Here is a 26,127-nt window from a genome sequence, read left to right on the forward strand (position 1 = left end):
ATGGTTCTGGGCTTCTGGGATATCGCGGTGCCCATCGTGGGTGCCCCCATGGCCGGTGGGCCCGGCACCCCGGCGTTGGCCGCCGCGGTGTCCAACGCCGGCGGGCTCGGTTTCATCCCCGGCGGGTATGTGAGCGCCGAACGGTTCGCCGAAGACATCGCGGCGGCGCGCGCGATGACGACCGGCCCGTTGGGCGTCAACCTGTTCGTGCCCCAGCCCAGCGTCGCCGACTGGGTGGCGCTGGACTATTACGCCGACGAGCTCGAAGGCATCGCCGAGCACTATCAGTGCGAGGTGGGCCGGCCCGAGTTCGGTGACGACGACGACTGGCAGCGCAAGCTCGAGGTGGTCGTCGACGTGCATCCGGAGCTGGTGTCCTTCACGTTCGGCGTGCCGCCGCCGGACGTGATCCGGCGGCTGAGCGCGCAGGGGCTGTTGGTGATGGTCACGGTGACGTCGGCCTACGAGGCGGGGATCGCCGTCGCCGCCGGAGCCGACAGCCTGGTGGTCCAGGGGCCCGGCGCCGGCGGGCATCGCGGCACCTTCGCGCCGGACATGGAGCCCGCCACCGACTCCCTGCACGACCTGATCGACCGGATCCACCGGACGCACCGCGACGTCCCGATCATCGCGGCGGGCGGGCTGGGCACCGCCGAGGACGTCGCGGGCGTGCTGCGCCGGGGAGCCGTGGCCGCCCAGGTCGGCACCGCGCTGCTGCTGAGCAACGAGGCGGGCACCAGCCAGGCCCATCGCACCGCGATGAAGAATCAGCTGTTCGCCAAAACCATCGTCACGCGCGCGTTCTCCGGCCGCTACGGGCGCGGCCTGGAGAACGAATTCATCCGCCTGCTCGACAACGTGGCCCCGTTGGGTTACCCCGAGGTCAACCAGATGACGCTGCCGATACGGGAGGCCGCGACCGAACGCGAAGACCCCAACGGGATGGCCCTGTGGGCGGGCACGTCCTTCCGGCAGGCCCGGACGGGCTCGGTGGCCGACATCGTCGCCGGCCTCAGCGACTAGGTGTGGTTCAGGCCAACACCGATGCCGGGTCCGTGCACGGCAGGCCGAGGTCGTCGGCCACCTGTTCGGACAGCAGCATCCCGGCGTGCGTCGAAAGCCCTTTGGCCAGAGGGGGATCGGACCGGCACGCCGCCCGCCAGCCCCGGTCGGCGAGCTTGAGCACGTAGGGCATGGTGGCGTTGGTCAGCGCGACGGTCGACGTCTTCGGCACCGCGCTGGGCATGTTGGCCACGCAGTAGAACAGCGTGTCGTGCACCGCGAAGGTCGGGTCGTCGTGCGTGGTGGGCCGCGAATCCTCGAAGCAGCCGCCCTGATCGATGGAGATGTCCACCAGCACCGCGCCCGGTTTCATCTGCGCGACAAGGGGATTCGAGATCAGCCTGGGCGCCTTGTGGCCGGGCACCAGCACCGCTCCGATCACCAGGTCGGCGCGTTTGACGGCGCCCTCCAGCTCGTACGCCGAGGAATAGCGGGTGCCGACGTGCCCACCGAACTCGGCGTCGAGCAGCCGAAGCTTGCCGATGTTGACGTCGAACACCATGACGCCGGCGCCCATGCCGCCGGCGACCCGGGCGGCGTTGTACCCGGCCGTGCCGGCCCCGATCACCACGACATCGGCGCCCTTGACGCCGGGCACCCCGCCCATCAACACGCCGCGGCCGCCCTGGGTGCGCATCAGGTGATAGCTCCCCACCTGTGCGGCGAGCCGACCGGCGACCTCGCTCATCGGGGCCAGCAACGGCAGCGCGCCGCCGTCGGTCTGGACGGTCTCGTAGGCGATCGACGTTGTGCCGGAGGCCAAGAGCGCGTCGGTGCAGGCGCGCGAGGCGGCCAGATGCAGGTACGTGAACAGCACCTGCCCGTCGCGCAACAGGCCGTACTCGTGCGGTATCGGCTCCTTGACCTTGAGCAACAGGTCCGCGTCGGCCCACACCCGCTCGGCGGTGTCGGCGAGCTGGGCGCCTGCGGCCTTGAATTCCGCATCAGGGATGGCCGAGCCTTCCCCCGCGCCGGCCTGAACCAGCACCTCGTGGCCGTGGCGGGTCAGTTCGGCGACGCCGGCCGGGGTGATGGCCACCCTGAACTCGTTGGTCTTGGTCTCGGTCGGGACGCCGACTCGCATGGCTCCAGTGTGCCTCAGGGAGCCACGGCCGCACCTATTTAAGGGCCGTTCCAGGCCTTATGATCGGCGGATGGACGACCAGCAGGGTAGCCGGCGATGGTGACACGCGAACCCTCCGTGGCCGTCGTCGGAGCGGGCATGTCGGGGCTGTGCATGGCAATCGCGTTGCTGCGCAGCGGCATTGACGACGTCACGATCTATGAGAAGGCCGACGAGGTGGGCGGCACCTGGCGGGAAAACACCTACCCCGGCCTGACCTGCGACGTGCCGTCGCGCGTCTACCAGTACACCTTCGCCACGAAGCCCAACTGGTCGCACATGTTCTCCCCCGGCGGCGAGATCCAGGCGTATTTCCGCGGTGTCGCCGACCAATTCGGGCTGCGGGACCGGATCCGGTTCGGCACCGAAGTCGTCAGCGCCCGGTTCGACAACGACCGTTGGGTGGTGCGCACGGACGCCGGCGACGAGGCCGGGGCAGAGTCCGAGGTCGACTTCCTGATCTCGGCGACCGGCGTGCTGCACCATCCCCGGATGCCGTCGATCGCCGGCCTGGACGACTTCGCCGGCCACGTCTTCCACTCCGCGCGCTGGGATCATTCCGTCGAGCTGGCGGGGCGCCGAATCGCGGTGATCGGCAACGGATCCACCGGAGTGCAGCTTGTCTGCGGGCTGGCCGGCGTGGCGGGCAGGGTCTTGCTGTTCCAGCGCACCGCGCAGTGGATCGTCCCGATGCCCAACCCGCCGTACTCCAGGTTCGCCAGTCGCAGTCACCGAGCCGTTCCGTGGCTGGACCGGCTGGCGTACCGGGCCTACAGCCTGATCTTCGACACCTTCGCGGTCGCGTTGACCAAGCCGGGGCTGCGGCGAGCGGCGATGGGGGCGCTGTGCCGCGCCAGCCTGCGCCGGGTGCGCGACCCCGACTTGCGCGCGGCGCTCACGCCCTCGTATCAGCCGATGTGCAAGCGGTTGGTGGTGTCCGGCGAGTTCTACCGGGCGATCCAGCGCGACGACGTCGAGCTGGTGACGGCCGGCGTCGACCACGTGGAATCGCGGGGCATTGTGACCGACGACGGCACACTGCACGAGGCGGACATCATCGTGGCATGCACCGGGTTCGACACGCACGCGTTCTTCCGGCCGATGCGCCTGACCGGCCGCGACGGCATCGCCGCCGACGACGTGTGGCGCGACGGGCCGAGCGCGTACCGGACCGTGGCGATGCCCGGTTTCCCCAACTTCTTCATGCTGCTGGGGCCGCACAGCCCGGTGGGCAACCACTCGCTCACCGCGGTCGCCGAGCACCAGGCCGAGCACATCCTGGGCTGGATCCAGCGCTGGCGCCGCGGCGAATTCGACACGGTCGAGCCGACGCAATCGGCGACCGAGAGTTACAACGACAAGCTGCGCGCCGCGATGCCGGACACCGTGTGGACCACCGGCTGCGACAGCTGGTACCTGAACAAGGACGGGGTGCCCGAGGTGTGGCCCTTCACGCCGGCCGAACACCGCGCGATGCTGGCCAAAACGGATCTGCGAGAGTACGACTTGCGCAGGCGCGTGGCCACGCGCTGAGGGGAGGGCCCACGATGTTCACCGTCGACGACCAGGCGGCGGGTCCGCACGACGCGTCGATCGACCACGAGCGGCTGGTCCTCGAGGCGCGTGACGTCGAGTTCGACTGGGCGAAGCTGCCGTTCCACTACGTGCCGGGCGAGCCGTTCGTCACGCACGTCCTCAACGTCCTGCACCTGCTGCTGCCGGCGGGCGAGGAGTTCTTCGTCGACGCGTTCAAGCGGGCGCTGCCCTTGATCAAGGACGATCAGCTGCGCCTGGACGTCCAGGGATTCATCGGCCAGGAGGCCGTGCACTCGCAGGCACACGCCGACGTGCTCGCCCACTTCGCCGCCGCCGGGGTCGACGTGACCCCGTACACCGACCAGATCAGGTGGCTGTTCGAGAAGCTGCTGGGGCCCAGGCCGGGGTGGGGCCGGCGACGGCAGCACCGCTGGCTGCTGGAACAGGTTTCGTTCGTGTCGGCGATCGAGCACTACACCGCCATTCTGGGGGAGTGGGTGCTCGACTCGCCCGCGCACGACGCCATCGGCACCAACCCCGTGATGCTGGACATGCTGCGCTGGCACGGCGCCGAAGAGGTCGAGCACAAGGCCGTCGCCTTCGACACCATGCAGCATCTGCGGGCCGGCTACCTGCGGCGGGTGCGCGCCCAATGGGTGGTGACGCCGGGCATCCTGCTGCTGTGGATTCGCGGCGTCCGGTTTTTGTACTCGGTGGACCCGTACCTGCCGCCGGGCAGCAAGGCCCGCTGGCGGGACTACGTTCGGACGGCGCGGCGCGGTTTGCTGCCCGGGCCGCTGCGGTTCGTGCGGGTGGTCGGCAACTACTACCGGCCGGGTTTCCACCCGTCCCAGTTGGGCGGCCTCGGGGCGGCGGTCGACTACCTGGCGGTCTCGCCCGCCGCGCGCGCGTCGCACTGACGCATGGCCGCAACGACTTCGAGCGTTACCGCCTCCGACGGCGTCACCCTGGCGGTGCACCGGTACACCGAGATCGACGCGGCGCGCCCGACCATCCTCGCCATCCACGGCTGGCCCGACAATCACCACCTCTGGGACGGGGTGGCTCAGGTACTCGATGAGAATTACCCCGGCCGCTACAACGTCGTGGCTTACGACGTGCGGGGCGCCGGCGAATCATCGCGCCCCGCAAGGCGATCCGACTACGCCTTCGCGCAACTGGTGTCCGACGCCGGCGCGGTCATCGACAGCCTCGGCGTCGGGCGGGCCCACCTGCTGGCCCACGACTGGGGCTCGATTGCGGCCTGGGCGGCCGTCACCGACGACACCGTGATGGCCAAAGTAGCGTCGTTCACGTCGATTTCGGGGCCGCACCTGCAGTACGCGGGCCGATTCCTGCGCTCGGCGCGCACGCCGCGGGCCGTGGGCCAGGTCGCGATGCAGCTGCTCGGGTCGCTGTATATCGCGTTCTTCCTGTGCCCCGGCGTGCCGGAGCTCGCGTTCCGCTCCCGGATCGGCGTGCTAGTCCTGGACGCCCTCGAGCGCATCGGCCGCCCGCGCACGCGCGTCCGGCGCGACCCGACGCCGCGATCCATCACCGACTACGTCACCGGGCTCAAGCTGTACCGCGCGAACATGCCCGGGCCGATGCTGTCGCCCGGGCCGCGGCTGCCGCAGACCACCGTCGCCGTGCAGACCCTGGTGCCGCGCCGGGACATCTTCGTCACGCCCGCGCTGCAGCGGTTCACCGGCGCAATTCCGGCCGGCGGCAGGGTGATTCCGATCGAGGGCGGGCACTGGGTGGTCACGTCACGCCCGGAGGTCATCGCCGAGTTGACCGCCGAATGGGTCGATCGGCACGTCAACGCTTGAGCCGGTATCCGACGTGCGCCACCTTGAGACCGGGCAGCGGCTCCCAGTCGAGGGTGCGGCCGTCGACGCGAAAGCCGTTCTTCTCGTAGAAGCTGCGCGCCTTGGCGTTGTGCACGGCGCACCACAGGATCACGTCACCGGACGGGTGCGAGCCGAGGACCTCGTCGAGCATGCGGCCCCCGAGCCCGTGCCGCTGGCATTCCTCGGCGACATAGAGCGCGTCGACGAGCAGGTCATCGGGCCGGTCGGAATCCGGCCCGAAGATGGCCACCCCGAGCGTGCGGCCGCCGGCCTCGGCGACCCACATGCGCCACCCGACGCGCTTCAGGCTCTGCGGGTAGATCTCGGCGACCCAACGTTTCGGCGGCCCGAGCAGGTCGAGCACCTGGGGCAGCAGTATCCCGGCCCACGACCGCCGCCACACCGGGTAGTGCATCGCCGCGACCTCGGCGAAATCGTCCGGCGTGGCTTCCCGGATCGCGATGTCGCCGGCCTCCACACGCTAAGGCTACGGCCGCCCTTCCAGATAGGCCGCCAGCGCGTTCGTCAGACCCCGCCGCGCCATGTCGAGGTCGGCATAGGAGCCCAGCTGGCGCTCGGAAACCAGGCCGCGCATCGCGCCCGGGATGAGGGCGGCCACCTCGCGCAACCGGTCCGGGTCGACGTCCAGGCCGGCGAAGGCGTGCTGGCAGGTCTCCAGCCAGCTCTTGCCCCAGGAGAACAGCTCGGCGGCGGTGCGCGGGTAGAGGCGCTCCAGCTCGCGGGGGTCGCGGGGGAGCGCGGCGCGCAGGTTTTCGATCGCGCGCGAGTCCGCCGAGGCCAGGCCGCGGTACAGGGTGTCGATGATGGCGCCGACGCGTTCGCGCAGGGGCGCCTCGGGCCGTACCGGCCCCGACAGCACGGAGAAGGTGGCGGCGCGCCGCTCCGCGGTGCGGTGCAGCACGGCCGCCCAGAATCCGTCGGCGTCGCCGAACTGGTATTGCACCGCGCCCCAGGTGGCCCCGATGTCCTTGGCGATGCGGTTGGCCGACACCGAGCCCGGCTCGCCCGAGGCCAGCGACTTCAGGGCGGCCTCGAGCATGCTCTCGCGCGTCGCGTGGCCGCGCCGGTTGGGGCGCCGTTCGACGACCTTCGCCTCGGCCATCCGCCTACCCTATCATTTTCATAGAGGGTACTGTGGTTCTGTCACGATCCGAGGAGGGGCGCTCAGATGGCAGGGCTCGATGGCTAGGCCGCCGTTGTCGATGAAACCGACCGGATGGTTCCAGGTCGCCTGGTCCGACGAGATCGGCGTGGGCGACGTGCACCGGATGAAGTACTTCGACCAGGAGATGGTCGCCTGGCGCGCCGAGTCGGGCGAGCTCACGGTGATGAACGCGTACTGCGAACACCTGGGCGCGCACCTCGGCTACGGCGGGAAGGTGATCGGCGAGGTGCTGCAGTGCCCGTTCCACGGGTGGCAGTGGAACTCCGAGGGCCGCAACGTCTGCATCCCTTACCAGGATCGGCCGAACCGCGGCCGGCGGATGCGCACCTACCCGGTGGTGGAGCGCAACGAGTCGGTCTACATCTGGCACGACGCCGACCGCCGCGACCCGTATTTCGACGCGCCCGACGTGTTCGGCTCGTTCGAGGACGGCCGCGGTGCGGGCGATTACTACCCGCAACAGCGGCTGCTGCGCCAGGGCCTGGAACTGCATCCGCAGTACGTGCTCGAAAACGGGGTGGACTTCGCGCATTTCAAGTTCGTGCACAACACCCCGATCGTGCCGGTGTTCACCCGCCACGACTTCGCCGACCCGGTGTCCTTCGTGGACTTCACCATCACCTTCGAGGGCGACGACGGCCAGCAGATCGAGGATGTCAACAGCGGTGTGCAGGCCATCAACGGCGGGCTGGGCATCGCCGTCACCAAGAGCTGGGGGATGGTGGACAACCGCACCATCTCCGCGGTCACCCCGGTCGACGAATTCACCTCCGACGTCCGGTTCATGGTCTCCATCGGCCGCCCCGAGGACGGCGCGGGCAAGGACCCCGCGCGTGCCGAGCGCAAGGCGGCCGAATTCGGGCGGGAAGTGATACGGCAGTTCGAGCAGGACATCGAGATCTGGCGGCACCAGCGCTACTCCGACCCGCCCGCGCTGGCCCCCGACGAGTACGAGGGCTTCACCGCAATCCGCACGTGGGCAAAGCAGTTCTATCCCGACGTCTACGCGTCTCAGAAAGGCTGACCTTCGATGAATGCACCCGCTCGACCGATCCGCGTCTTCCAGGTGGCCACCGGAAACGTCGGTTCGGAGATGATCAAGCGGATCGCCACGCAGCCCGACCTGGAACTCATTGGCGTGCATTGCTATTCGCCGGACAAGATCGGACGCGACGCCGGCGAGCTCGCGGGCATCGGGCCCAACGGGGTGACGGCCACCGGCACGATCGAGGAGATCATCGCCGCCAAGCCGGACGTCCTGACGTTTCACGGCGTGTTCCCCGACGAGGACCTCTACGTCAAAGTGCTCGAGGCGGGCATCAACATCGTCACCACCGCCGACTGGATCACCGGCTGGCACCGCGACAGGAACCATCCGCACCCGTCGGGAAAGCCGGTGACCCAGCTCCTCGCCGAGGCCTGCAAGAAGGGCGGCGCGACGTTCTACGGAACGGGGATGAACCCGGGCCTGAACCAGATCCTCGGCGTGGTGTGTTCGGCCGACGTCGCCGACATCGAGAACGTCACCACCATCGAATCCGTCGACGTCTCCTGCCACCATTCCAAGGACACCTGGATCGAGGTGGGCTATGGCCGGCCGGTCGACGACCCGGAGATCCCAGCGAAGCTGGAGAAGTACACCCGCGTCTTCGCCGACAGCGTGCTGATGATGGCCGACTGCTTCGAGCTGCCCCTGGACGAGGTGAAGTTCAGCTACGAGTTGGGCGCCTGCACCAAGGACGTCGACCTGGGCTGGTACACGCTGCCGAAGGGCTCGCTGGGCGGCAACTACCTCAAGTACCAGGGCATGGTGGACGGGGTGCCCCGAGTCGAGACGCACCTGGAGTGGCAGATGACGCCGCACACCGATCCGAGCTGGAACATCAAGGGCTGCTACATCACCCAGATCAAGGGCGACCCGTGCGTCTACAACAAGCACATGATCTTCCCCAAGCGCGGCGTCGACCTGTCCAATCCGGACAACTTCGCCTCGATCGGCATGACCGTGACCGGCATGCCCGCCCTCGCCGCCATCAAGTCGGTGGTGGCGGCGCGACCGGGGCTGATCACCAGCGCCGACCTACCGCTGCGCGGGTTCGCGGGGCGGTTCACGAGATAGCGCGGTCAGGGCCCTCAAGGGGCCTCGTCGTCTTCGCCGTCATCGAAGAGGCGCTCCGGGTGGTGATAGTCGTTGGTGCGCGCGCCGCGGTCCACGTGCGGCGGCGGGATCCACTCGGTGCGGCCGTCCGGCAGTTTCCTTGTCGTCCAACCCATTTCCACCAGCTTGTGGTTGGGCGGGCAGGTGAAGGTGAGCTTGTCGGCGTCGGTGCGGCCGCCCGCCGCCCACTCGTCGATGTGGTGAACTTCGCACCAGTAGCCCGGCACGTCGCAGCCCGGGTGCGTACAGCCGCGGTCTTTCGCGTAGAGGACGATGCGCTGATCCGGTGACGCGATCCGCCGCGAGCGCCCCAGATACAAGGGCCGCTGCGAGTGCTCGTCGAACACCGCGAGGTAGTGGTAGGCATGGCTGGCCATCCGGATCAACTCGCGCATCGGCACCAGCGTGCCGCCGCCCGTCACCGCGAGGCCCGCGCCCGACGTCAGCTCCCGCAGCGTGGTCGACACGATGACGGTGACCGGCAAGCCGTTGTGCACACCGAGTTTCGGATCACCGAGCTGGCCGCGCACCAAGGCGTTGAGCGCGTCATGTTGGCGCTGGGCGTGGCTGCGGGTGTCTCGGCGTGCGCGGTCTTCGTCGGGTTCGCCTGCGACGCAGGCGGTTTCGTCGTCCGGGTTGCACATGCCGGGCGCCGCGAACCGTGCCAGCCACGCGTCGATGTTGGCCCGCAACTCAGGCGAGGCCACCAGCTTGCCGACGCTCATCCCGTCGGCCCGCTGGCCGCACCAGGTGAAGCCGCGCTGGCGCGCGCGGTCGGAATCGAAGTATTTCCCATCGGGATTGATCCACGCCGCGCACCGGTGCGCCACCTTCTCCAGCTGGTCGGGACGCAGCTTGGTCGCTTGCCGCGCCAGGAATCGCTCGGCCTTCTCCGCGGCGGCGACCGGCGTCGCCTGGGGCAGGTCGCGAAAGAACGTCTGGATCACCCGCAGGTGCTGCCCGTCGAGCAGGCCCTTGCGCCACGCCAGGGCGGTGGCCGGCAACTCCGGCGGCAAGTCCTGGCCGGTGAGCGTCAGGCGCGGGGAAAGCTGTTCGGCGTCGCGGAGCCGGCGGGAGGCCGCGGCGCAGCTGATCCGCAGCCAATCGGCGACCACCTTGTGGACCGGCCCGCCGATGTGCGCGGGGTCCTCCTTGGCCAGGCCCGCGATCACGTCGTGATTGGACGCGATCTGGGTTCGGACAGCCTTCTCCATTCGCACCAGCGCCCGCAGCCGGTCGGCGGGGGCCACGGCGCCGAAGTTGACCCCGGCGATCAGCGCCACGGCCGCATCGAGCGCGTCCAATCCGGCACTCAGTTGCGCCGGCCCCTCAATCGAACTCATGTTCGAATGGTATTGGGCGGGCGCCGACACCGACACCCGAGAATGCGGTGCCTGTGGATCAACACCGAACTGTGGATAAAACCCCGCGGTCTAGGGTGAAACCCATGCGGGTAGGGGTGCTGGGAGCCAAGGGCAAAGTCGGGTCGACGATGGTCTCGGCCGTGCAGGCAGCCGACGATCTGACGTTGTCCGCGGAGGTGGACGCCGGCGATCCGCTCAGCCTGCTCACCGACGGCGACACCGAGGTCGTCATCGACTTCACCCACCCCGAGGTGGTGATGGGCAACCTGGAGTTCCTCATCGGCAACGGAATTCACGCCGTGGTGGGCACCACGGGATTCACCCAGGAGCGCCTCGACCAGGTGCAGGCGTGGCTCGCCGGCAACGACACGTCCGTGCTGATCGCTCCGAACTTCGCGATCGGGGCGGTGCTGTCGATGCATTTCGCCAAGCAGGCCGCGCCGTTCTTCGACTCGGCCGAGATCATCGAGCTGCACCACCCGCACAAGGCCGACGCCCCGTCCGGCACCGCGGCCCGCACCGCGAAACTGATCGCCGAGGCCCGAAAAGGCTTGCCGCCCAACCCCGATGCCACCAGCAGCGGCCTGCCCGGCGCCCGCGGCGCCGACGTCGAGGGGATACCGGTGCACTCGGTGCGGCTGGCCGGGCTGGTCGCCCACCAGGAGATCCTGTTCGGGACCGAGGGGGAGACGCTGACCATCCGCCACGACAGCCTGGACCGCACGTCATTCGTCCCGGGCGTGCTGCTGGCCGTGCGGCGCATCAGGGAACGCCCCGGCCTCACGGTGGGGCTTGAGCCCCTGCTCAACCTCCAATGACCAAGACGCTGCGCATCCAGTTGCTGATCGCGTTCATGTGCGCGGCGATGCTGGCGTACTTCGTGCTGCTGGGCCGCCTGGCCATCGCGATGATCGGGTCGGGCCGCGCCGCCGCCGTGGGCCTGGGCGCGGCGCTGCTGATCATGCCGGTCATCGGGCTGTGGGCGATGATCGCCACCCTGCGGGCCGGATTCGCCCACCAACGGCTGGCCCGCCTGATCGCCGCAGACGGAATGGAACTCGACACCAGCGCGCTGCCGCGGCGGGCATCGGGCCGCATCGAGCGGGACGCGGCCGACGCGCTGTTCGCCACGGTGCGCACGGAGGTGGAGGCCGACCCGGACGACTGGCGGCGCTGGTACCGGCTGGCCCGCGCCTACGACTTTGCGGGCGATCGCCGGCGCGCGCGGGAGGCCATGAAGGCCGCCGTCGACATGCAGGCGCAGCGATGAGCAAGACGCTGCTGATCGTGCACCACACCCCGTCGCCGCACACCCAGGAGATGTTCGAGGCGGTCGTTTCCGGGGCCACCGACCCGGAGATCGAAGGCGTGGAGGTGGTGCGGCGGCCCGCGCTCACCCTCTCGCCGGCCGACATGCTCGAGGCCGACGGCTACGTGCTCGGCACCCCGGCCAACCTGGGGTACATGAGCGGCGCGCTCAAGCACGCGTTCGACGTCTGCTACTACCCGTGCCTCGACGCGACGCGCGGGCGGCCGTTCGGCGTGTACTTGCACGGCAACGAGGGCACCGAGGGAGCCGAGCGGGGCATCGAGTCCATCACGACCGGGCTGGGTTGGACGAAAGCGGCGCCGACCGTGGTGGTTTCGGGCAAGCCCAGCAAGGCCGACCTGGAATCGTGCTGGGAGCTGGGCGCGACGGTGGCCGCCCAGCTGATGGGATGAGCGGCGGCCCGGCTAGGTGTAGGTCGGCTGGAACGCGTCGGCGGGCTGGGCGATCGCCAGCGCCGTGCTGGAGCCGATGGGGCCGTGCCGGTCGAACAGGATCGCGCTGCCGGTGGCCACACCCGCAGTGCCGTAATGGCTTTGGGCCGCGAGCCCGAGGAACTCGCCGTCGGGCAGGCGGCTGGCGGTGACGGTGTAGTCGGCGTTGATGTACCGCAAACCGCCAGTGCCCCAATGGGTGAGCGAACTGGTGATGTCGCCGACGAATCCCAGCCGGGTGAACGGCGTGAGCGGATAACCCCGCACCATCGGGCGGAACAGTCGCGTCCACGCGAACTTCTGGGAATGCGCCTGTTCCCACTCGCCCGCCGCGATGCCCGGGCTACCCCCGAGCGTGGCCCCGTAGCCCCAGATGAGGAACGGCATGTCCGCCGGGAAGCCGTCGGAGCCGGGCGGAAGCGGCGGCATCTCGACGGGGCCGGACCACACCTCCCCCTCGGGGTGCTCGCCGCGCCGCAGGAACAGCGCGCTGGCCCGCGCGACGATCTGCCCGTTCTGCACCAGCGCGCCGTCGACGAGCTTGATGCGCCGGCCTTCGCGCTGCACCGAGGTCCGAAGCTGAACCGGCTCGGGCAGGACGGGGCGCAGCAGATCGACGGTCAGGCGGGCGGGCTGGAGGTCGGGATCGACCCCGGATCGCTCTATTCCCCACGCCAGCAGGCCGCCGACGTTCTGGCCGCCCAGCGCCGTGCCCCACGGTCCCCGCGTCATCGCCCCCGGCAGGAAGGAGTCGCCGTCGACAGTGAAGAACGCCTCGGGCATGATGGCGGAATCCTCGATCGTCACCGCTATCACGATAGGGCAGGAGGATAGAGGGACCGGGCATGCCTCCAGTGATCGAAATTCCGCGCGGCCACAACCCATTCCCCGCATCCCCCGCAGCGGGGGTCTCCCGCTCCGCCGACGGCGTCCCGCGTTATGAGCGCCTGCCTGCCACCCTGCTGGACATGCTCGCCGAACAGGTCGACAACCGCCCGAACAGCGAGGCCGTGGTTGAATTGACAGCACTGGGCGCCCGCCGGCTGACCTACCGGCAGCTGTGGGAGCGCGCGGCGCGGGTGGCCGGCGGGCTACGCGCGGACGGACTGAGCCCGGGCGACCGAGTCGCCGTGCGTTACCCGGCGGGGATCGACTGGGTGCTGGCTTTCTGGGGCACGGTGATGGCCGGTGGCGTTGCGGTGGCGGTCAATACGCGCTCGGCGCGCCCCGAGGTCGAGTTCGTCCTGTCCGACTCCGGCGCGCGGGTGGACCTGTCCCCGGACGCACCGCTGCCCGACGGCCGGCCGTACGTGACCCACGGACTCGGCCACACGGACACGGCCGCCCTCTTCTACACCTCGGGCACCACCGGCCACCCCAAGGGCGTGCCGACCACCCACGAGGCCTTCGTGACCAACACCGAGAACGCGATCCGCTGTCTCGACCAGCCCAGGGACCTCGGTGAGGGGATGCGGACGCTCATCTCGGTACCGCTGTTCCACGTGACCGGTTGCAACTCACAGCTTCTGGCGGCGATGCGCCTCGGGGGCGCGTCGGTGATCATGCCCGCGCTCAACCTCGACGAGTTGATCGCGGCGCTGAGCGCCGAGCGCATCTCGGTCATGGTGACCGTCCCGGCGATCTATGCCCTGATGTTGCGGCACAAGGGGTTTGCGCACGCCGACGTGTCCGGCGTCCGCTGGGTGGGCTACGGGGGCGCGCCCATCGCGCCGTCGCTGGTCCGATCGGTGAAGCAGGCGTTCGGCCAGGCCACGGTGTTCAACGGGTACGGCATGACCGAGACCGCCTCGCTGATGACCGTCCTGCCCGACCGCGACGCCGTCGAGCACGCCGACTCCGTCGGCTACGCGGTCCCCTCGGTGGACCTGGGCCTGATCCCCTTCGGCGGTGATGAGCCGGGCGTGGGCGAGTTGGTCGCGCGCGGCGCCAATGTCACCGCGGGGTACTGGAACCGGCCGGACGCCACGAGGGACACCTTCGCGGGCGGCTGGCTGCACACCGGCGACGTGGTCCGGGTCGACGACGCGGGGCGGGTGCACATCGTCGATCGGCTCAAGGACATCATCAACCGCGGCGGCGAGAACGTCTCCAGCGTCGAGGTCGAGGCGGCGCTGCTCTCGGCGCCCAACGTCGCCGACGCCTGCGTGCTGGCGGTGCCCGACGACGTGATGGGCGAGAAGGTCGGCGCCGTGCTCTTCGCCGGCGACGGCGAGATCGACGTGCGGGCCGTGCTCGAGCACTGCCGCGAGCAGCTGGCCGACTTCAAGGTCCCGCAGTACGTCACGGTGGTGCCCGAGGCGTTGCCGCGCAACGCCGGAGGCAAACTGCTCAAGGGCAAGCTGCGCGGGCAGGTGCGCTGGGGTGACCCGCTCCGATGAGCGCCACCCTGCTGATCGCCAACCGCGGCGAGATCGCGCTTCGAATCATCCGCACCGCAACCGAACTCGGCATCCGGACGGTCTCGGTGTACGCCGAAGACGACGCCGACAGCCCCCACGTGCACGCCGCCGACGAGGCGATCGGCCTGCCGGGCGCGGGCCCGGCCGCCTACCTGAACCACGGCGACCTGCTGGCGGCGGCCGAGAAGTCCGGCGCCGAGCTGATTCATCCGGGCTACGGGTTTCTCAGCGAGAACGCCGAATTCGCCAGCGCCTGCGCGTCCGCCGGCTACACATTCGTGGGACCCGGCGCCGACGTGCTCGAACTGGTCGGCAACAAGCCGTCGGCCCGGGCCGCCGCGATCGCGGCCGGTGTCCCGGTGCTGCCCGCCACCGAAGGGCCCGGCGGCGTCGAGGACATCAAGGCGTTTCTGGCCGCCCTCGGCGGCGCCGTCATGATCAAGGCGGTCGCCGGCGGCGGCGGCCGGGGAATGCGGAAGGTGAGCGGCCCCGACCAGATCGAGCACGCCTACCAACAGTGCGCCGCCGAGGCGCGACTCGGCTTCGGTGAGGCCGCCCTGTTCGCCGAGGCGGTCCTGCCCGACGCGCGGCACATCGAGGTTCAGGTCGTGGGCGCCCCGGCCGGGCACCAGACGCACGCGCTGGCGCTCGGCGACCGGGACTGCAGCATCCAGCGGCGCTACCAGAAGCTGGTCGAAATCGCGCCGGCCCAAGGGCTTTCCGACGCGCTGCGCCGCGCGTTGCACCAGGCGGCGGCGCGGCTGTGCGCCAGGGTCGGCCTGCGCGGGGTGGCCACCGTCGAATTCCTGGTGGCCGGCGACGCGTTCGTCTTCCTCGAGGTCAACCCCCGGATCCAGGTGGAGCACACGGTCACCGAGGAGACGACCGGCGTGGACCTGGTGGCCGTCCAGCTGGCCATCGCCGGCGGCGCGTCGTATTACCAGTTGGGGCTTCCGGCCGGAATAGCCTCGGACGGAAACGAAGTCATCGGCGAGCCGGCCGCGCGGCGCGGCATCGCGATTCAGGCCCGGGTCAACATGGAGACCGTCGCCGCCGATGGGTCGGTGGTGCCCGCGGCGGGCACCCTGACGGTGTTCTCGCCGCCGAGCGGCCCCGGCGTGCGCGTCGACACCTACGGCCGGCCGGGCCTGATCACCAGCCCGCGATACGACTCGCTGCTGGCCAAGGTCATCGCCCACGTGCACGGATCGTCGATGCAGGCCGCGGCGCGCAAGGCCCGCACCGCCCTGGGTGAATTCGGCATCGAGGGCGTTCGCACGAACATCGAATTGCTGCGAGAGGTGCTGTCCGACAGCCAGGTTCAATCCGGCTGGGTGACCACGGATTTCCTCGACCAGAAGCTGCCCGAGCTGGCCGCCGCCGCGCTGTCCCACCCGCGCGACGTCCGTGCCGCGCCGGTCGAGCTGTATCCCGGCGAGGAGGCGCTGCGCGCGCAATTGGCCGGCACCGTGGTGGAGGTGGCGGCCGACGGCGAGGAGATCGCGGCCGGCGGCCAGGTCGTCGTCCTGGAGGCGATGAAGATGCAGCACGTGCTCGCCGCGCCGGACACGCTGCGGACGGTGCGAAGCCTGGTGACGCCCGGCCAGGTCGTCGGAACCGGCGATCCTTTGGTGGTGTTCACCCGCACGGGCGCCACCGACGACAGCGAATTGTATTCGGCGGCATTGGATCTCGACCGGCCGCGCGCCGACCTCGACGAGGTCGCGCACCGGCATCTGCTCACCCGTGACGAGGGCCGGCAGGCGGCCGTGGCCAAGCGGCACGCGCGGGGCCGGCGCACCGCCCGGGAGAACATCGCCGACCTGGTCGACCCCGGCAGCTTCGTCGAGTACGGCGCGCTGGCGCTCGCCGCCCAGCGCAGCCGGCGCTCCGAGGAGGACCTGATCGCCAACACCCCGGCCGACGGCCTGGTCGCCGGCCTGGCCACCATCGGGGGTGGCGAGGCCGTCGTGGTGTCCTACGACTACACCGTGCTGGCCGGGACGCAGGGCATGCGCAACCATGCCAAGACCGACCGCGTCTTCGAGCTGGCCACCCGAAAAGGCCTGCCGGTGGTGTTGTTTGCCGAGGGCGGCGGCGGCCGGCCCGGTGACACCGACGTCGGCGGGCACGCCGGGCTCGACGTGCCGACCTTTCGGATGCTGGCCGCGCTGAGCGGGCGGGTGCCGCTGGTGTCGATCGTCTCCGGCCGCTGCTTCGCCGGCAACGCCGCCCTCGCCGGGGTGTGCGACGTGATCATCGCGACCCCCGACGCCAACATCGGCATGGGCGGGCCGGCCATGATCGAGGGCGGCGGGCTCGGGGTGTACCCGCCCGAGGCGATCGGGCCGATCGACGTGCAGCGGCACAACGGCGTCGTCAGCCTGGTCGCCCGCGACGACGCGCACGCCGTCGCGCTCGCCAGGCGATACCTCTCGTATTTTCAGGGCGCGCGCGACGGCTGGGCGGCGCCCGATCCACGCCTGGCCCGACATGTGGTGCCGGAGAACCGGTTACGGGCGTACGACGTGCACCGCGCGATCGCGTCGATCGTCGACGTCGGTTCCGTGTGCGAGCTGCGTGCCGACTACGGCGTCGGGATCGTCACCGCGCTGGTGCGGGTCGAGGGGGTGGCATACGGGTTGATCGCCAACAGCACCCACCACCTCGGTGGCGCCATCGACGCCGAGGCGGCCGACAAGGCCGGCGACTTTCTCGCGCTGTGCGAGTCGTTCCGGTTGCCGGTGATCTCACTGTGCGACACCCCGGGATTCATGGTCGGGCCCGACGCGGAAAAGGAGGCCGCGGTGCGCCGCTTCGGCCGGATGTTCGTCCTGGGCGCGCGGCTGACCGTGCCGCTGGGAATGATCATCCTGCGCAAGGGCTACGGACTGGGCGCGATGGCGATGGCCGGCGGGTCCTTCCGCGCGCCGCAGTTCACCGTGGCCTGGCCGACCGGCGAGATCGGCGGCATGGGACTGGAAGGGGCCGTGCGCCTCGGGTTCAGCAAGGAGCTTGCCGCCGAGACGGATCCGATGGCGCGCCAGCAGCTGTTCGACAAGCTCGTGGCGGCGGCCTATCAGCACGGGAAGGCGCTGCGATCGGCCACCACGTTCGAACTCGACGACGTCATCGACCCGGCAGACTCCCGGGCCTGGATCACCAGGCTCCCGGGAGGCTGAGGGGCGAGGTGTTATCCGAGGCCGGGTTATCCGTGCCCGGAACCGCAGCCGACGCCGGGCAGGCAGCCGGTGCCGCCCGGCACGCCGCCGGGACCGGCGAACTGGCCGCCGGAGCCGCAGCCGACACCGGGAACGCAGCCCTGGCCGCCGGGGCCCCCGCCGGGCCCCTGGTTCTGGCCGCCGGAACCGCAGTTGCCGTTGGCGTCGCAGCCGCCGCCGCCCGGGTCGTCCTTGAAGACGACGTGCGTCGGCGCGGAGCCGGTAGGCGCCGCGGCGGCAACAGGATCAATCATGGCGATCGGCGCGACGGCGATCGCCGCGGCGGCAGCCCCGCCCACCACCAGTCTTTTCGTGAGGGTTAATTTCGTGAACATGCGGGTCGCATACCACGGACGCACCTGTGTAAACATCTTTTTAGCGAACGGGAAGGCGCACCGCGATGACCTCACTGGATTTGACCGGCCGTACCGCAATCATCACCGGAGCGTCGCGCGGGATCGGGCTGGCGATCGCCCAGCAACTGGCCGCGGCCGGCGCCGACGTGGTGTTGACCGCGCGCAAGCAGGAGGCGGCCGACGCGGCCGCGGCGCAGGTCGGGGAGAAGGCCGTCGGCGTCGGCGCGCACGCCGTCGACGAGGAGGCGGCGCGGCGCTGCGTCGATCTCACGCTGGAGCGCTTCGGCCGCGTCGACATCCTGGTCAACAACGCGGGAACGAACCCGGCCTACGGCCCGCTGATCGACCAGGACCACGCGCGGTTCACCAAGATCTTCGACGTCAACCTGTGGGCCCCGCTGCTGTGGACCTCGCTCGTGGTCAAGTCCTGGATGGGCGAGCACGGCGGGGCGATCGTCAACACCGCGTCCATCGGCGGGATGCACCAGTCGCCGGCGATGGGGATGTACAACGCCACCAAGGCCGCGCTGATCCACGTCACCAAGCAGCTGGCGCTCGAACTTTCGCCCCGCGTCCGGGTCAACGCCATCGCCCCGGGCGTGGTGCGCACCCGGCTGGCCGAGGCGCTGTGGAAGGACCACGAGGATCCGCTGGCGGCGACGATAGCGCTCGGGCGCATCGGCGAACCGGCCGACGTGGCCGGCGCGGTCGCCTTTCTGGTCTCGGACGCGGCGAGCTGGATCACCGGCGAGACGATGGTGATCGACGGCGGCCTGCTGCTCGGTCCCGCGCAGGGGTACCAGGCCCAATGAGTCCCGAGGCGGACCTCAAGGCGCGGGTCCGGACGCTGCTCGAGGACCACGACCCGGCCACCACCGACCCGAGGGAGTTCCTTGGGGCGCAATACGATGCAGGGCTGGCCTGGGTGTACCTGCCGGAGGGATTCGGCGGGCTGGGCCTGCCGCGCAAAGCCCAGGAACTCGTCGACACCGAGCTCACCGCCGCGGGTGCGCCGGTGGGCGGCACCGTCAAGAACTACATCGGCATGGGCATGGCGGCGCCGACGATCGCGGCGTTCGGGACCGACGAGCAGAAGCGAAAGTTCCTGCGCCCGTTGTTCACCGGCGAGCAGATCTACTGCCAGTTGTTCAGCGAGCCCGGTGCCGGCTCGGACCTGGCCGGCGTGTCCACCCGGGCGGTGCGCGACGGGGACGACTGGATTGTCAACGGGCAGAAGGTGTGGACGTCGCAGGCGCAGCACGCGACCATGGCCATCCTGGTCGCACGCACCGATCCGGCGGTGCCCAAGCACGCCGGCCTGACGTACTTCCTGTGCGACATGACGCAACCCGGCGTGGACGTCCGTCCGCTGCGCCAGATCACCGGCGAGGCGGAATTCAACGAGGTGTTCCTCACCGACGTCCGGGTGCCCGACGCCAATCGGCTCGGCCCGGAGGGCGGCGGCTGGCGCGTCGCGACCACCACCCTCAACAACGAGCGCGTCGCCATCGGCACCCGCGCCGGAATGCCGCGGGAGGGCGGCCACATCGGCAAGGTCACCAAGGCCTGGCGCAACGAGCCGGCGCTGCGCGACCCCGCCATGCAGGACGAGCTGATGCGGCTGTGGGTCGAGGCGGAGGTGCTCCGGCTGGCCGGTGAGCGGCTGCGCCAGCAGGCCAGCGTGGGTCAGCCCGGACCGGAGGGTGCGGGCATGAAGGTGGCCTTCGCCCGCCTGGCCCAGGCGATCTCGGGATTCGAGATCGAACTGCACGGCGAAGCCGGGCTGCGCTACGACGACTGGACCATGCGCCGACCGGAAACGGTCGACCTGGTCGGTCGCGAGCCGGGCTACCGCTACCTGCGGGCCCGCGGCAACTCCATCGAGGGCGGCACGTCGGAGGTGTTGCGCAACACCATCTCCGAGCGGATCCTCGGCCTGCCGGGCGAGCACCGCGTGGACAAGGACAGACCGTGGAAGGACCTGGACCGGTGACCGACCTGTTGTATTCCGACACCGAGGAGGCGCTGCGGGACAGCGTCCGCAACCTGTTCGCCGACCGGTGCCCACCCGAATCGGTGGCGCGCGCCTACGACCCTGAGCCACCGGACTTTTCGCCCCTGTGGCGGACGCTGGCCACCGAGCTCGGGGTGGCCGGGCTGCTGGTGCCCGAGCCGCTCGGCGGGGCCGGCGCGTCGGCGCGCGAGGCCGCGGTGGTCATGGAGGAGATCGGCCGGGCCGTCGCGCCGGTGCCGTTCCTGTCCAGCGCGGTGCTGGCCACCGTCGCCCTGCTGGGCGCCGGTGACACCGAAACGGTGTCCGCGCTGGCCCGGGGCGAGGTCACCGCGGCGCTGGTGGTGCCCCTGTCCACCGCGCCGGGCGTTTCGGTGGCGGGGGTCAGCGGCGGCGCCGAGGGCCTGAGCGGATCGGTCGGCAGCGTCGCGGGCGCCGGCGAGGCCGACGTGCTGGTGGTGCCGGTCGAGGGCCCGGACGGGCTCGAGCTGCACACCGTTCCCCGCGCCGCGGCGGGCGTGCAGGTATCGCCGGTGCTGGCGCTGGATATGACGAGACCGCTTGCGAGCGTGGGCTTTTCGGGGGCGGCGTCGTCACCGGTCGGGCCGGCGGGCGCCGCCGTGGCCGACGCCCTGCGCACGGGGGCGGCACTGCTCGCGTCCGAGCAGCTCGGGGTGGCCCAGTGGTGTTTCGACACCACGCTGGCCTACGTCAGGCAGCGCAAGCAGTTCGGGCGCGCGATCGGCTCCTACCAGGCGATCAAGCATCGCCTGGCGGACCTGTGGTTCGAGATCGGGGCGGCGACGGCGGCCGCCCGGTACGCTGCCGACACGTGCGCTCGCAGCGACGACGATGCGACGACGGCGGCGGCCATCGCGCAGGCGTACTGCAGCGGCATCGCGGTGCACGCCGCCGAGGAATGCGTGCAACTGCACGGCGGCATCGGTATGACCTGGGAGTATCCGGCGCACCTCTACCTCAAGCGGGCCAAGAGCGACCAGCTGGCGCTCGGCACCGCCTATCGTCACCGTGCCCGGTTGGCGGAGCTGGTCAACCTGCCTGCGTCGTGACGCCCTGGGTGTCGTCGTGGTTGTGCCAGAGCTCCTCGGTGCGGTCGTGGAAGGTGACCAGCGCGACCGTGTCGTCACGGCGTCGCATCGCCGACTTGCTCATGCTGGCCCACACCGAGTGACCGGATTTGTGCCGCAGCTCGACGAGGCGCTTGGCGCCCGTGCCGACCAGCGCCACCCAGCGGTCGTCGCCCGGCAGGCTGTAAAAGATGTGCTCGAACTCCATCTCGAGCAGCTCGTCGAGGGAGTGCCCCACCATGTCGCAGAACGAGTCGTTGGCGAACAGGATGGTGCCCAGGCGGTCAACCGCCAGGGCGGGAGACGGCAGCCGGTCCAAGACGACCAAAGCCGGCATCCGGTGGAGTTCGTCGATCGGCAGGTGGTTGGGCGGCCGCGGGCTTCGACGCTCGATTCGTCGACCGTTGACGGCTGTGGGAATCTTCCCGATCACGGTACCCCCGTCGTCGCCCTGGCATGTGCCCTGAAGCGGAAAGTCGCGCTCATGTCTGAACGCGATGACAGCAAATGGTATGGGAATGGTCGTAATAAGTCTATAGTTTGCTGACCGTATTAGCTATTTGTCACATGACAAATTAGTTCTGGGCCTGGTGCACCGCATCAGCGCGATTTTCCTAGTAAGGTTTATTAGCTGCAGACTGGATTTCGTCCAAGTTGGCTCGTGGCTGATCCCTGGTCAGCAAACTTGGAAACGCGCCGTCGCTAACTCGACAAAAGTCTTGGTCACCGGCGGAAACTGCCGACAGCAACCGACTCGCGGGGGATGCGCTAACTCCGGTCGACGGCCGTCAGCCACGTTTCCCTCAACAGGAGCGAAACCATTCGCGGTGAGCGCGGTGCTGCTGCACAGTAGCGAAATGCGTGTGTTGCTCTCGACATACGATTCGCGCGGGGGCGTCGAGCCGCTGGTCGGCCTGGCCGTGCAGTTGCAGGCGCTCGGTGCCGAGGTCCGCGTCTGCGCCCCACCGGACGAGGAGTTCGCCGAGCGGGCGGCCGGACTCGGCGTGTCGCTGGTGCCGTTCGGCGAGTCGGTGCGAGCGATGGTGACCGGCGCGACGCCGCCGACGGAGGCCGATCTGCGGCGGCACATCGACGAGCTGATCGCCGCGCAGTTCGACACGGTCGCCGCGGCGGCGCAGGACTGTGACGCGCTGGTGGCCGCGGGCCTGCTCCCGGCCGCGGCCGGCGCGCGCTCGGCGGCCGAAAAGCTGGGCATCCATTACGTGTACGCGAGCTATCACCCGACGGACCTGCCGTCACCGCACCACCCGCCGCCGTCGTTCTGGCGCACGCCGCTGGCACCGGGCATGGTCGACAACCGGGTGCTGTGGGACCTGGACGCCCGGAACGCGAACGCGCACTTCGGCGCGACGCTCAACCGGCACCGGGCCGCGGTCGGCCTGCCGCCGGTCGACAACGTCCGCGAGCACGCCTTCACCGACCGCCCCTGGCTCGCGGCGGACCCCACCCTGGGCCCCTGGCCGCAGCCGGCGGACCTCGACGTGGTCCAGACCGGCGCGTGGCTGCTGCGCGACACGCGCCCGCTCCCCACCGAGTTGGTGGAGTTCCTCGACGCCGGCGAACCGCCGGTGTACGTCGGCTTCGGCAGCATGCCCGTTCCCGCGCTGGAGAGCACCGCCCGGGCGGCCGTCGAGGCGATCCGGGCGCGGGGGCGCCGCGCGCTGTTCGCCCGGGGCTGGGCCGGCCTGGCCCCGATCGACGACGGGGACGACTGCTTTGCCGTGCGCGAGGTCAACCAGCAGGCGCTGTTCGCCCGGGTAGCCGCCGTCGTGCACCACGGCGGCGCGGGCACGACGACGACGGCCGCCCTGGCCGGTGCGCCCCAGGTGGTGGTGCCGCAGGGGGCCGACCAGCTGTACTGGGCGCGCCGGGTCGCCGAGCTGGGCATCGGCGCCGCGCTGGTGGCGGCGCCCACGGCGGGCGCCCTATCGTCGGTGCTGGCGTCCGCGCTGACACCCGAGACCCGTGCGCGGGCCGGCGCCGCGGCCCGCGAGATCCGCACCGACGGTGCGGCGGTGGCCGCGACGCGGCTGCTCGAGACGGTCGGCGCTCACGGCGCCGCCGGCGCGGCGCTATAGCGCCGAACCGAACACCTCCGTCATCGCCGCCCAATGCCGCTCGTCGGCGGCGGGGTCATAGGGCGGGTTGTCCGGTACGGCGAACCCGTGGCCCGCCGAGTACCACTCGATGGTGTGCGCGACACCGGCCGCCGTCAGCGCCTTGTCGAGTTGTTCGGCGTGATCGGCGGTGAAGGACGCGTCGTTTTCGGCGCCGCCGACGTACACCGTCGCGGTCATCCGGTCGGCCAGCAGGTGCGGGCTGTCCGCGCCGTCGGTCACCAGCCCGCCGCCGTGGAACGACGCGGCGGCGGCGACGCGGTCGCCGAGGCGCCCCGCGACCACCAGCGAGGTCCGGCCGCCCATGCAATACCCGCACACGCCGAACCGCTGCCCGGACACCTCGGGGCGCGCGGCCAGGTAGTCGAAGAAGGCGCCGGCGTCGCCGGCCATCTTGTCCGGCGTGATGCCGCCGATCATGGCGAACAGGCGCCCGCGTTCCTTGGCGTCGCTGAACACGGTGGCCATGTCGAACGGGGCCCAGTCGCCGCTGCGGTAGTACACGTCGGGAAGCAGCACCGCATAACCGAATCCGGCCAGCTTGGCGGCCATCTGGTCGAAGGTGTCGCGCACCCCGCCGGCATCGCAGTACATCACGACGCCGGGCCAGGGGCCGGACCCTTCGGGGGTGAACAGGCCGACGGGGCAAGTGCCGTCGGCAGTGGTGACGCTGTCGGTGATTTTCGGCATGGCTCCCGTTCTACTCCTGGGGTCCAGAGCTAAGCTGGCCGCGTGCCGATCCCGACCCCCTACGAGGACCTGCTGCGCCTGGTGCTCGAGCGGGGCGCGGCGAAATCCGACCGCACCGGCACCGGAACCCGCAGCCTGTTCGGCCAGCAGCTGCGCTACGACCTGGCGGCCGGATTTCCCTTGCTGACCACCAAGAAGGTGCATCTGAAGTCGGTGGTCTACGAGTTGCTCTGGTTTCTGCGCGGCGACTCCAACGTCGCGTGGCTGCACGAGCACGGCGTCACCATCTGGGACGAATGGGCCAGCGACACAGGTGATCTCGGGCCGATCTACGGCGTGCAGTGGCGGTCCTGGCCGACCCCGTCCGGTGCGCACGTCGATCAGATCAGCGCCGCGCTGGAGCTGCTGCGCACCGACCCGAACTCGCGCCGCATCATCGTGTCGGCGTGGAACGTCGGCGACATCCCGCAGATGGCGCTGCCGCCGTGCCACGCGTTCTTTCAGTTCTACGTGGCCGACGGCCGGCTGAGCTGTCAGCTGTACCAGCGCAGCGCGGACCTGTTCCTGGGCGTGCCGTTCAACATCGCCAGCTACGCGCTGCTCACCCACATGATGGCCGCCCAGGCCGGTCTGTCGGTGGGCGAGTTCGTCTGGACGGGCGGCGACTGCCACATCTACGACAACCACGTCGAACAGGTCCGGACCCAGCTCGGCCGCGAGCCGCGGCCCTACCCGGAACTCGTTTTGGCGCATCGGGATTCGATCTTCGACTACACCTACGAGGATGTGGTCGTGAAGAACTACGACCCGCACCCGGCGATCAAAGCCCCCGTCGCTGTATGACGTCCCTGGGTCTGGTGTGGGCTCAGTCGACGTCCGGCGTGATCGGGCGCGGCGGCGACATCCCGTGGCGGGTGCCCGAAGACCTGGCCCGTTTCAAGCAGGTGACCATGGGGCACACGGTGGTGATGGGCCGGCGGACCTGGGAATCCCTGCCGGTCCGGGTCCGGCCGCTGCCGGGCCGCCGAAACGTCGTGATGACCCGGCAGGCCGACTACCGCGCCGACGGGGCGGAGGTCGTCGGTTCGCTCGAGGCCGCGTCGGCAATTTTCGAGGCGGCGCCCGAGACATGGGTGATCGGCGGCGCGGAGATCTACATGCTCGGGCTGCCGCTGGCCTCCCGCTGCGAGGTCACCGAGGTCGAGATCGACCTGGCGCGCGACGACGAGGACGCGCTGGCGCCGGCGCTCGACGAGTCGTGGCTGGGCGAGACGGGGGAGTGGCAGGTCAGCCGAACGGGGCTGCGCTACCGGTTTCACAGCTACCGTCGGGCGTGAGCGGCCCTGCGCGGGCGTGACATACTCGGACACGGGGTCGGTATCGCCGGGGTTTCACCAGACGTCGCCAATCAGACGTTGCCAATCAGACGTTGCCAGGAGGGGGAATTGGCAGTGATAACCGAACCCGCAAAGACGTTCACGCGCATCTTCAGGGGCTACGACCCCGGCGCAGTCGATACGCACATCGAGATGTTGGCCACCAAGCAGCAGTTGCTGCGCGACGACGTCGAGAGCCTCAGGGCGCGGCTGAGGGAATCGGGCGAGGAGGCGGCCGCCCTGCGCAAGGAGATCGCCGTCCTCACCGAGACCTCGACCTCGCCCCACGCGGTGCAGCAGCGGATGGCGAAGATGCTGCGGCGCGCGGTCGACGAGGCCGCCGAGATGCAGGCCGAGGCGCGCGCCGAGGCGGAGGCGCTGATCGCGGCGGCCGAGGCCGAGGCGGCGGCCGCCCAGCGACGGCGCGACGAGGTGCTGGCCGACATGGCCGAGCAGCAAAAGGCGATGGAAGCCGAATATGCGGAGGCCAAAAAGAAGCTCGAGGCGGAACTGGCCGGCATGCGCGCCGACGCCCAAAAGGCGCGTGAGCAGCTCCTCGGCGACGCGAAGCAGGAGGCCGATCACTATCGGGACCGGGCGCGGCGCGCGGCGGACGAGGCGAGTCAGCGACGGATCAAAATCCTCGAACAGCTGATGGGTGTCTACCGGGACCTGGAGCCGGTCCCGGCCGCTCTCGAGTCGGCGTACGAAGAGCGAGACGATCCGCCGGACGCGCGCTCCCTGGTGTCGGCGGACGGGAAAGCCGGCGCGGGCTGAGCGGTCG

The 26,127-nt window shown here is 70.4% G+C and carries 26 protein-coding genes; 18 read left to right on the forward strand and 8 right to left on the reverse strand.

Annotated features, from left to right (window positions below; genetic code table 11):
- A complete protein-coding gene (locus A5787_RS06840) occupies positions 1 to 1,023 on the forward strand; it encodes a nitronate monooxygenase (RefSeq protein ID WP_066963551.1) in 1,023 nt (340 codons plus the stop codon).
- 7 nt (positions 1,024 to 1,030) lie between these two features.
- Here A5787_RS06840 and ald read toward each other — a convergent pair whose 3' ends face one another.
- Positions 1,031 to 2,146, reverse strand: coding sequence for an alanine dehydrogenase (gene ald / locus A5787_RS06845; RefSeq protein WP_066963553.1), 1,116 nt, complete (start codon positions 2,144 to 2,146; stop codon positions 1,031 to 1,033).
- Positions 2,147 to 2,242: 96 nt separating this feature from the next.
- Between ald and A5787_RS06850 the strand changes: the two genes are divergently transcribed.
- From A5787_RS06850 to A5787_RS06860, 3 genes are read left to right on the forward strand one after another with little or no spacing between them, the layout of a single operon-like run.
- The gene (locus A5787_RS06850; protein WP_066963556.1) at positions 2,243 to 3,718 is read left to right on the forward strand and encodes an NAD(P)/FAD-dependent oxidoreductase; all 1,476 of its coding nucleotides are present in this window, start codon (positions 2,243 to 2,245) and stop codon (positions 3,716 to 3,718) included.
- A gap of 14 nt (positions 3,719 to 3,732) precedes the next feature.
- Positions 3,733 to 4,641: a metal-dependent hydrolase gene (locus tag A5787_RS06855; RefSeq protein WP_066963558.1), complete on the forward strand. Its 909-nt coding sequence runs from the start codon at positions 3,733 to 3,735 to the stop codon at positions 4,639 to 4,641.
- A gap of 3 nt (positions 4,642 to 4,644) precedes the next feature.
- The gene (locus tag A5787_RS06860) at positions 4,645 to 5,553 is read left to right on the forward strand and encodes an alpha/beta fold hydrolase (protein WP_066963560.1); all 909 of its coding nucleotides are present in this window, start codon (positions 4,645 to 4,647) and stop codon (positions 5,551 to 5,553) included.
- Here the strand turns inward: A5787_RS06860 and A5787_RS06865 are convergent.
- Together A5787_RS06865 and A5787_RS06870 are read right to left on the reverse strand one after the other, a co-directional pair.
- A complete protein-coding gene (locus A5787_RS06865) occupies positions 5,543 to 5,989 on the reverse strand; it encodes a GNAT family N-acetyltransferase (protein WP_082977106.1) in 447 nt (148 codons plus the stop codon). The two genes, A5787_RS06860 and A5787_RS06865, sit on opposite strands and share 11 nt — an antisense overlap.
- Before the next feature lie 72 nt (positions 5,990 to 6,061).
- A complete protein-coding gene (locus A5787_RS06870) occupies positions 6,062 to 6,634 on the reverse strand; it encodes a TetR/AcrR family transcriptional regulator (RefSeq protein WP_231993874.1) in 573 nt (190 codons plus the stop codon).
- A 142-nt stretch (positions 6,635 to 6,776) separates the two neighbouring features.
- Between A5787_RS06870 and A5787_RS06875 the strand changes: the two genes are divergently transcribed.
- Positions 6,777 to 7,784 carry a Rieske 2Fe-2S domain-containing protein gene (locus A5787_RS06875; protein ID WP_066963568.1) on the forward strand — a complete coding sequence of 336 codons (1,008 nt, stop codon included), beginning with the start codon at positions 6,777 to 6,779 and terminating at the stop codon, positions 7,782 to 7,784.
- Positions 7,785 to 7,790: 6 nt separating this feature from the next.
- Entirely contained in the window at positions 7,791 to 8,879 is a 1,089-nt protein-coding gene (locus A5787_RS06880) for a dihydrodipicolinate reductase (protein WP_066963570.1), read from the forward strand.
- Between the two features lie 14 nt (positions 8,880 to 8,893).
- On the opposite strand, the gene A5787_RS06885 is transcribed toward A5787_RS06880, so the two are convergent.
- A complete protein-coding gene (locus A5787_RS06885) occupies positions 8,894 to 10,261 on the reverse strand; it encodes an HNH endonuclease signature motif containing protein (RefSeq protein ID WP_066963681.1) in 1,368 nt (455 codons plus the stop codon).
- A 104-nt stretch (positions 10,262 to 10,365) separates the two neighbouring features.
- Between A5787_RS06885 and dapB the strand changes: the two genes are divergently transcribed.
- The 3 genes from dapB to A5787_RS06900 are packed head-to-tail and all read left to right on the forward strand — an operon-like array spanning position 10,366 to position 12,004.
- Complete coding sequence (gene dapB, locus A5787_RS06890; RefSeq protein WP_066963684.1) at positions 10,366 to 11,100, forward strand: 4-hydroxy-tetrahydrodipicolinate reductase; 735 nt, start codon at positions 10,366 to 10,368, stop codon at positions 11,098 to 11,100.
- Positions 11,097 to 11,552, forward strand: a complete 456-nt coding sequence (locus tag A5787_RS06895; RefSeq protein WP_066963573.1) for a hypothetical protein — start codon at positions 11,097 to 11,099, stop codon at positions 11,550 to 11,552. Before dapB ends, A5787_RS06895 begins: the two co-directional genes overlap by 4 nt.
- Entirely contained in the window at positions 11,549 to 12,004 is a 456-nt protein-coding gene (locus tag A5787_RS06900; protein ID WP_066963576.1) for a flavodoxin family protein, read from the forward strand. Before A5787_RS06895 ends, A5787_RS06900 begins: the two co-directional genes overlap by 4 nt.
- A 12-nt stretch (positions 12,005 to 12,016) precedes the next feature.
- On the opposite strand, the gene A5787_RS06905 is transcribed toward A5787_RS06900, so the two are convergent.
- Complete coding sequence (locus A5787_RS06905; RefSeq protein WP_197506980.1) at positions 12,017 to 12,850, reverse strand: thioesterase family protein; 834 nt, start codon at positions 12,848 to 12,850, stop codon at positions 12,017 to 12,019.
- Positions 12,851 to 12,888: 38 nt separating this feature from the next.
- Here A5787_RS06905 and A5787_RS06910 point away from each other — a divergent pair, with 38 nt between their 5' ends.
- Together A5787_RS06910 and A5787_RS06915 are read left to right on the forward strand one after the other, a co-directional pair.
- Positions 12,889 to 14,442: a class I adenylate-forming enzyme family protein gene (locus A5787_RS06910; RefSeq protein ID WP_197506981.1), complete on the forward strand. Its 1,554-nt coding sequence runs from the start codon at positions 12,889 to 12,891 to the stop codon at positions 14,440 to 14,442.
- Positions 14,439 to 17,645 carry a carboxyl transferase domain-containing protein gene (locus A5787_RS06915; protein WP_066963580.1) on the forward strand — a complete coding sequence of 1,069 codons (3,207 nt, stop codon included), beginning with the start codon at positions 14,439 to 14,441 and terminating at the stop codon, positions 17,643 to 17,645. Before A5787_RS06910 ends, A5787_RS06915 begins: the two co-directional genes overlap by 4 nt.
- Before the next feature lie 26 nt (positions 17,646 to 17,671).
- Here A5787_RS06915 and A5787_RS06920 read toward each other — a convergent pair whose 3' ends face one another.
- Positions 17,672 to 18,019 carry a PE-PGRS family protein gene (locus A5787_RS06920; RefSeq protein ID WP_066963692.1) on the reverse strand — a complete coding sequence of 116 codons (348 nt, stop codon included), beginning with the start codon at positions 18,017 to 18,019 and terminating at the stop codon, positions 17,672 to 17,674.
- Positions 18,020 to 18,084: 65 nt separating this feature from the next.
- Between A5787_RS06920 and A5787_RS06925 the strand changes: the two genes are divergently transcribed.
- Genes A5787_RS06925 through A5787_RS06935 form a run of 3 tightly spaced genes read left to right on the forward strand, consistent with a single transcriptional unit; the run spans position 18,085 to position 21,121 of the window.
- Positions 18,085 to 18,852, forward strand: coding sequence for an SDR family oxidoreductase (locus tag A5787_RS06925; protein ID WP_066963583.1), 768 nt, complete (start codon positions 18,085 to 18,087; stop codon positions 18,850 to 18,852).
- Positions 18,849 to 20,033 (forward strand): acyl-CoA dehydrogenase family protein, encoded by a 1,185-nt coding sequence (locus tag A5787_RS06930; protein WP_066963585.1) that lies wholly within the window; start codon positions 18,849 to 18,851, stop codon positions 20,031 to 20,033. The genes A5787_RS06925 and A5787_RS06930 overlap by 4 nt, the downstream gene beginning before the upstream one ends.
- Complete coding sequence (locus A5787_RS06935; protein WP_066963588.1) at positions 20,030 to 21,121, forward strand: acyl-CoA dehydrogenase family protein; 1,092 nt, start codon at positions 20,030 to 20,032, stop codon at positions 21,119 to 21,121. The genes A5787_RS06930 and A5787_RS06935 overlap by 4 nt, the downstream gene beginning before the upstream one ends.
- Here A5787_RS06935 and A5787_RS06940 read toward each other — a convergent pair.
- A complete protein-coding gene (locus A5787_RS06940; RefSeq protein WP_231993872.1) occupies positions 21,102 to 21,572 on the reverse strand; it encodes a PAS domain S-box protein in 471 nt (156 codons plus the stop codon). The genes A5787_RS06935 and A5787_RS06940 overlap by 20 nt on opposite strands.
- Positions 21,573 to 21,996: 424 nt before the next feature.
- Between A5787_RS06940 and A5787_RS06945 the strand changes: the two genes are divergently transcribed.
- The gene (locus A5787_RS06945; RefSeq protein ID WP_066963698.1) at positions 21,997 to 23,238 is read left to right on the forward strand and encodes a glycosyltransferase; all 1,242 of its coding nucleotides are present in this window, start codon (positions 21,997 to 21,999) and stop codon (positions 23,236 to 23,238) included.
- Here the strand turns inward: A5787_RS06945 and A5787_RS06950 are convergent.
- Positions 23,233 to 23,967 carry a dienelactone hydrolase family protein gene (locus A5787_RS06950; RefSeq protein WP_066963590.1) on the reverse strand — a complete coding sequence of 245 codons (735 nt, stop codon included), beginning with the start codon at positions 23,965 to 23,967 and terminating at the stop codon, positions 23,233 to 23,235. The genes A5787_RS06945 and A5787_RS06950 overlap by 6 nt on opposite strands.
- Positions 23,968 to 24,009: 42 nt before the next feature.
- Here A5787_RS06950 and A5787_RS06955 point away from each other — a divergent pair, with 42 nt between their 5' ends.
- The 3 genes from A5787_RS06955 to A5787_RS06965 all read left to right on the forward strand — a co-directional run bounded on the left by A5787_RS06955 (position 24,010) and on the right by A5787_RS06965 (position 26,120).
- On the forward strand, positions 24,010 to 24,810 hold the full coding sequence (locus A5787_RS06955) for a thymidylate synthase (RefSeq protein ID WP_066963591.1): 801 nt from the start codon (positions 24,010 to 24,012) through the stop codon (positions 24,808 to 24,810).
- Positions 24,807 to 25,304: a dihydrofolate reductase gene (locus A5787_RS06960; protein WP_066963597.1), complete on the forward strand. Its 498-nt coding sequence runs from the start codon at positions 24,807 to 24,809 to the stop codon at positions 25,302 to 25,304. The genes A5787_RS06955 and A5787_RS06960 overlap by 4 nt, the downstream gene beginning before the upstream one ends.
- 114 nt (positions 25,305 to 25,418) lie before the next feature.
- On the forward strand, positions 25,419 to 26,120 hold the full coding sequence (locus tag A5787_RS06965; protein ID WP_066963600.1) for a cell division protein DivIVA: 702 nt from the start codon (positions 25,419 to 25,421) through the stop codon (positions 26,118 to 26,120).
- Positions 26,121 to 26,127 lie beyond the last annotated feature (7 nt).

This window comes from Mycobacterium sp. 852002-50816_SCH5313054-b (genome assembly GCF_001667185.1).
GTDB lineage: Bacteria > Actinomycetota > Actinomycetes > Mycobacteriales > Mycobacteriaceae > Mycobacterium.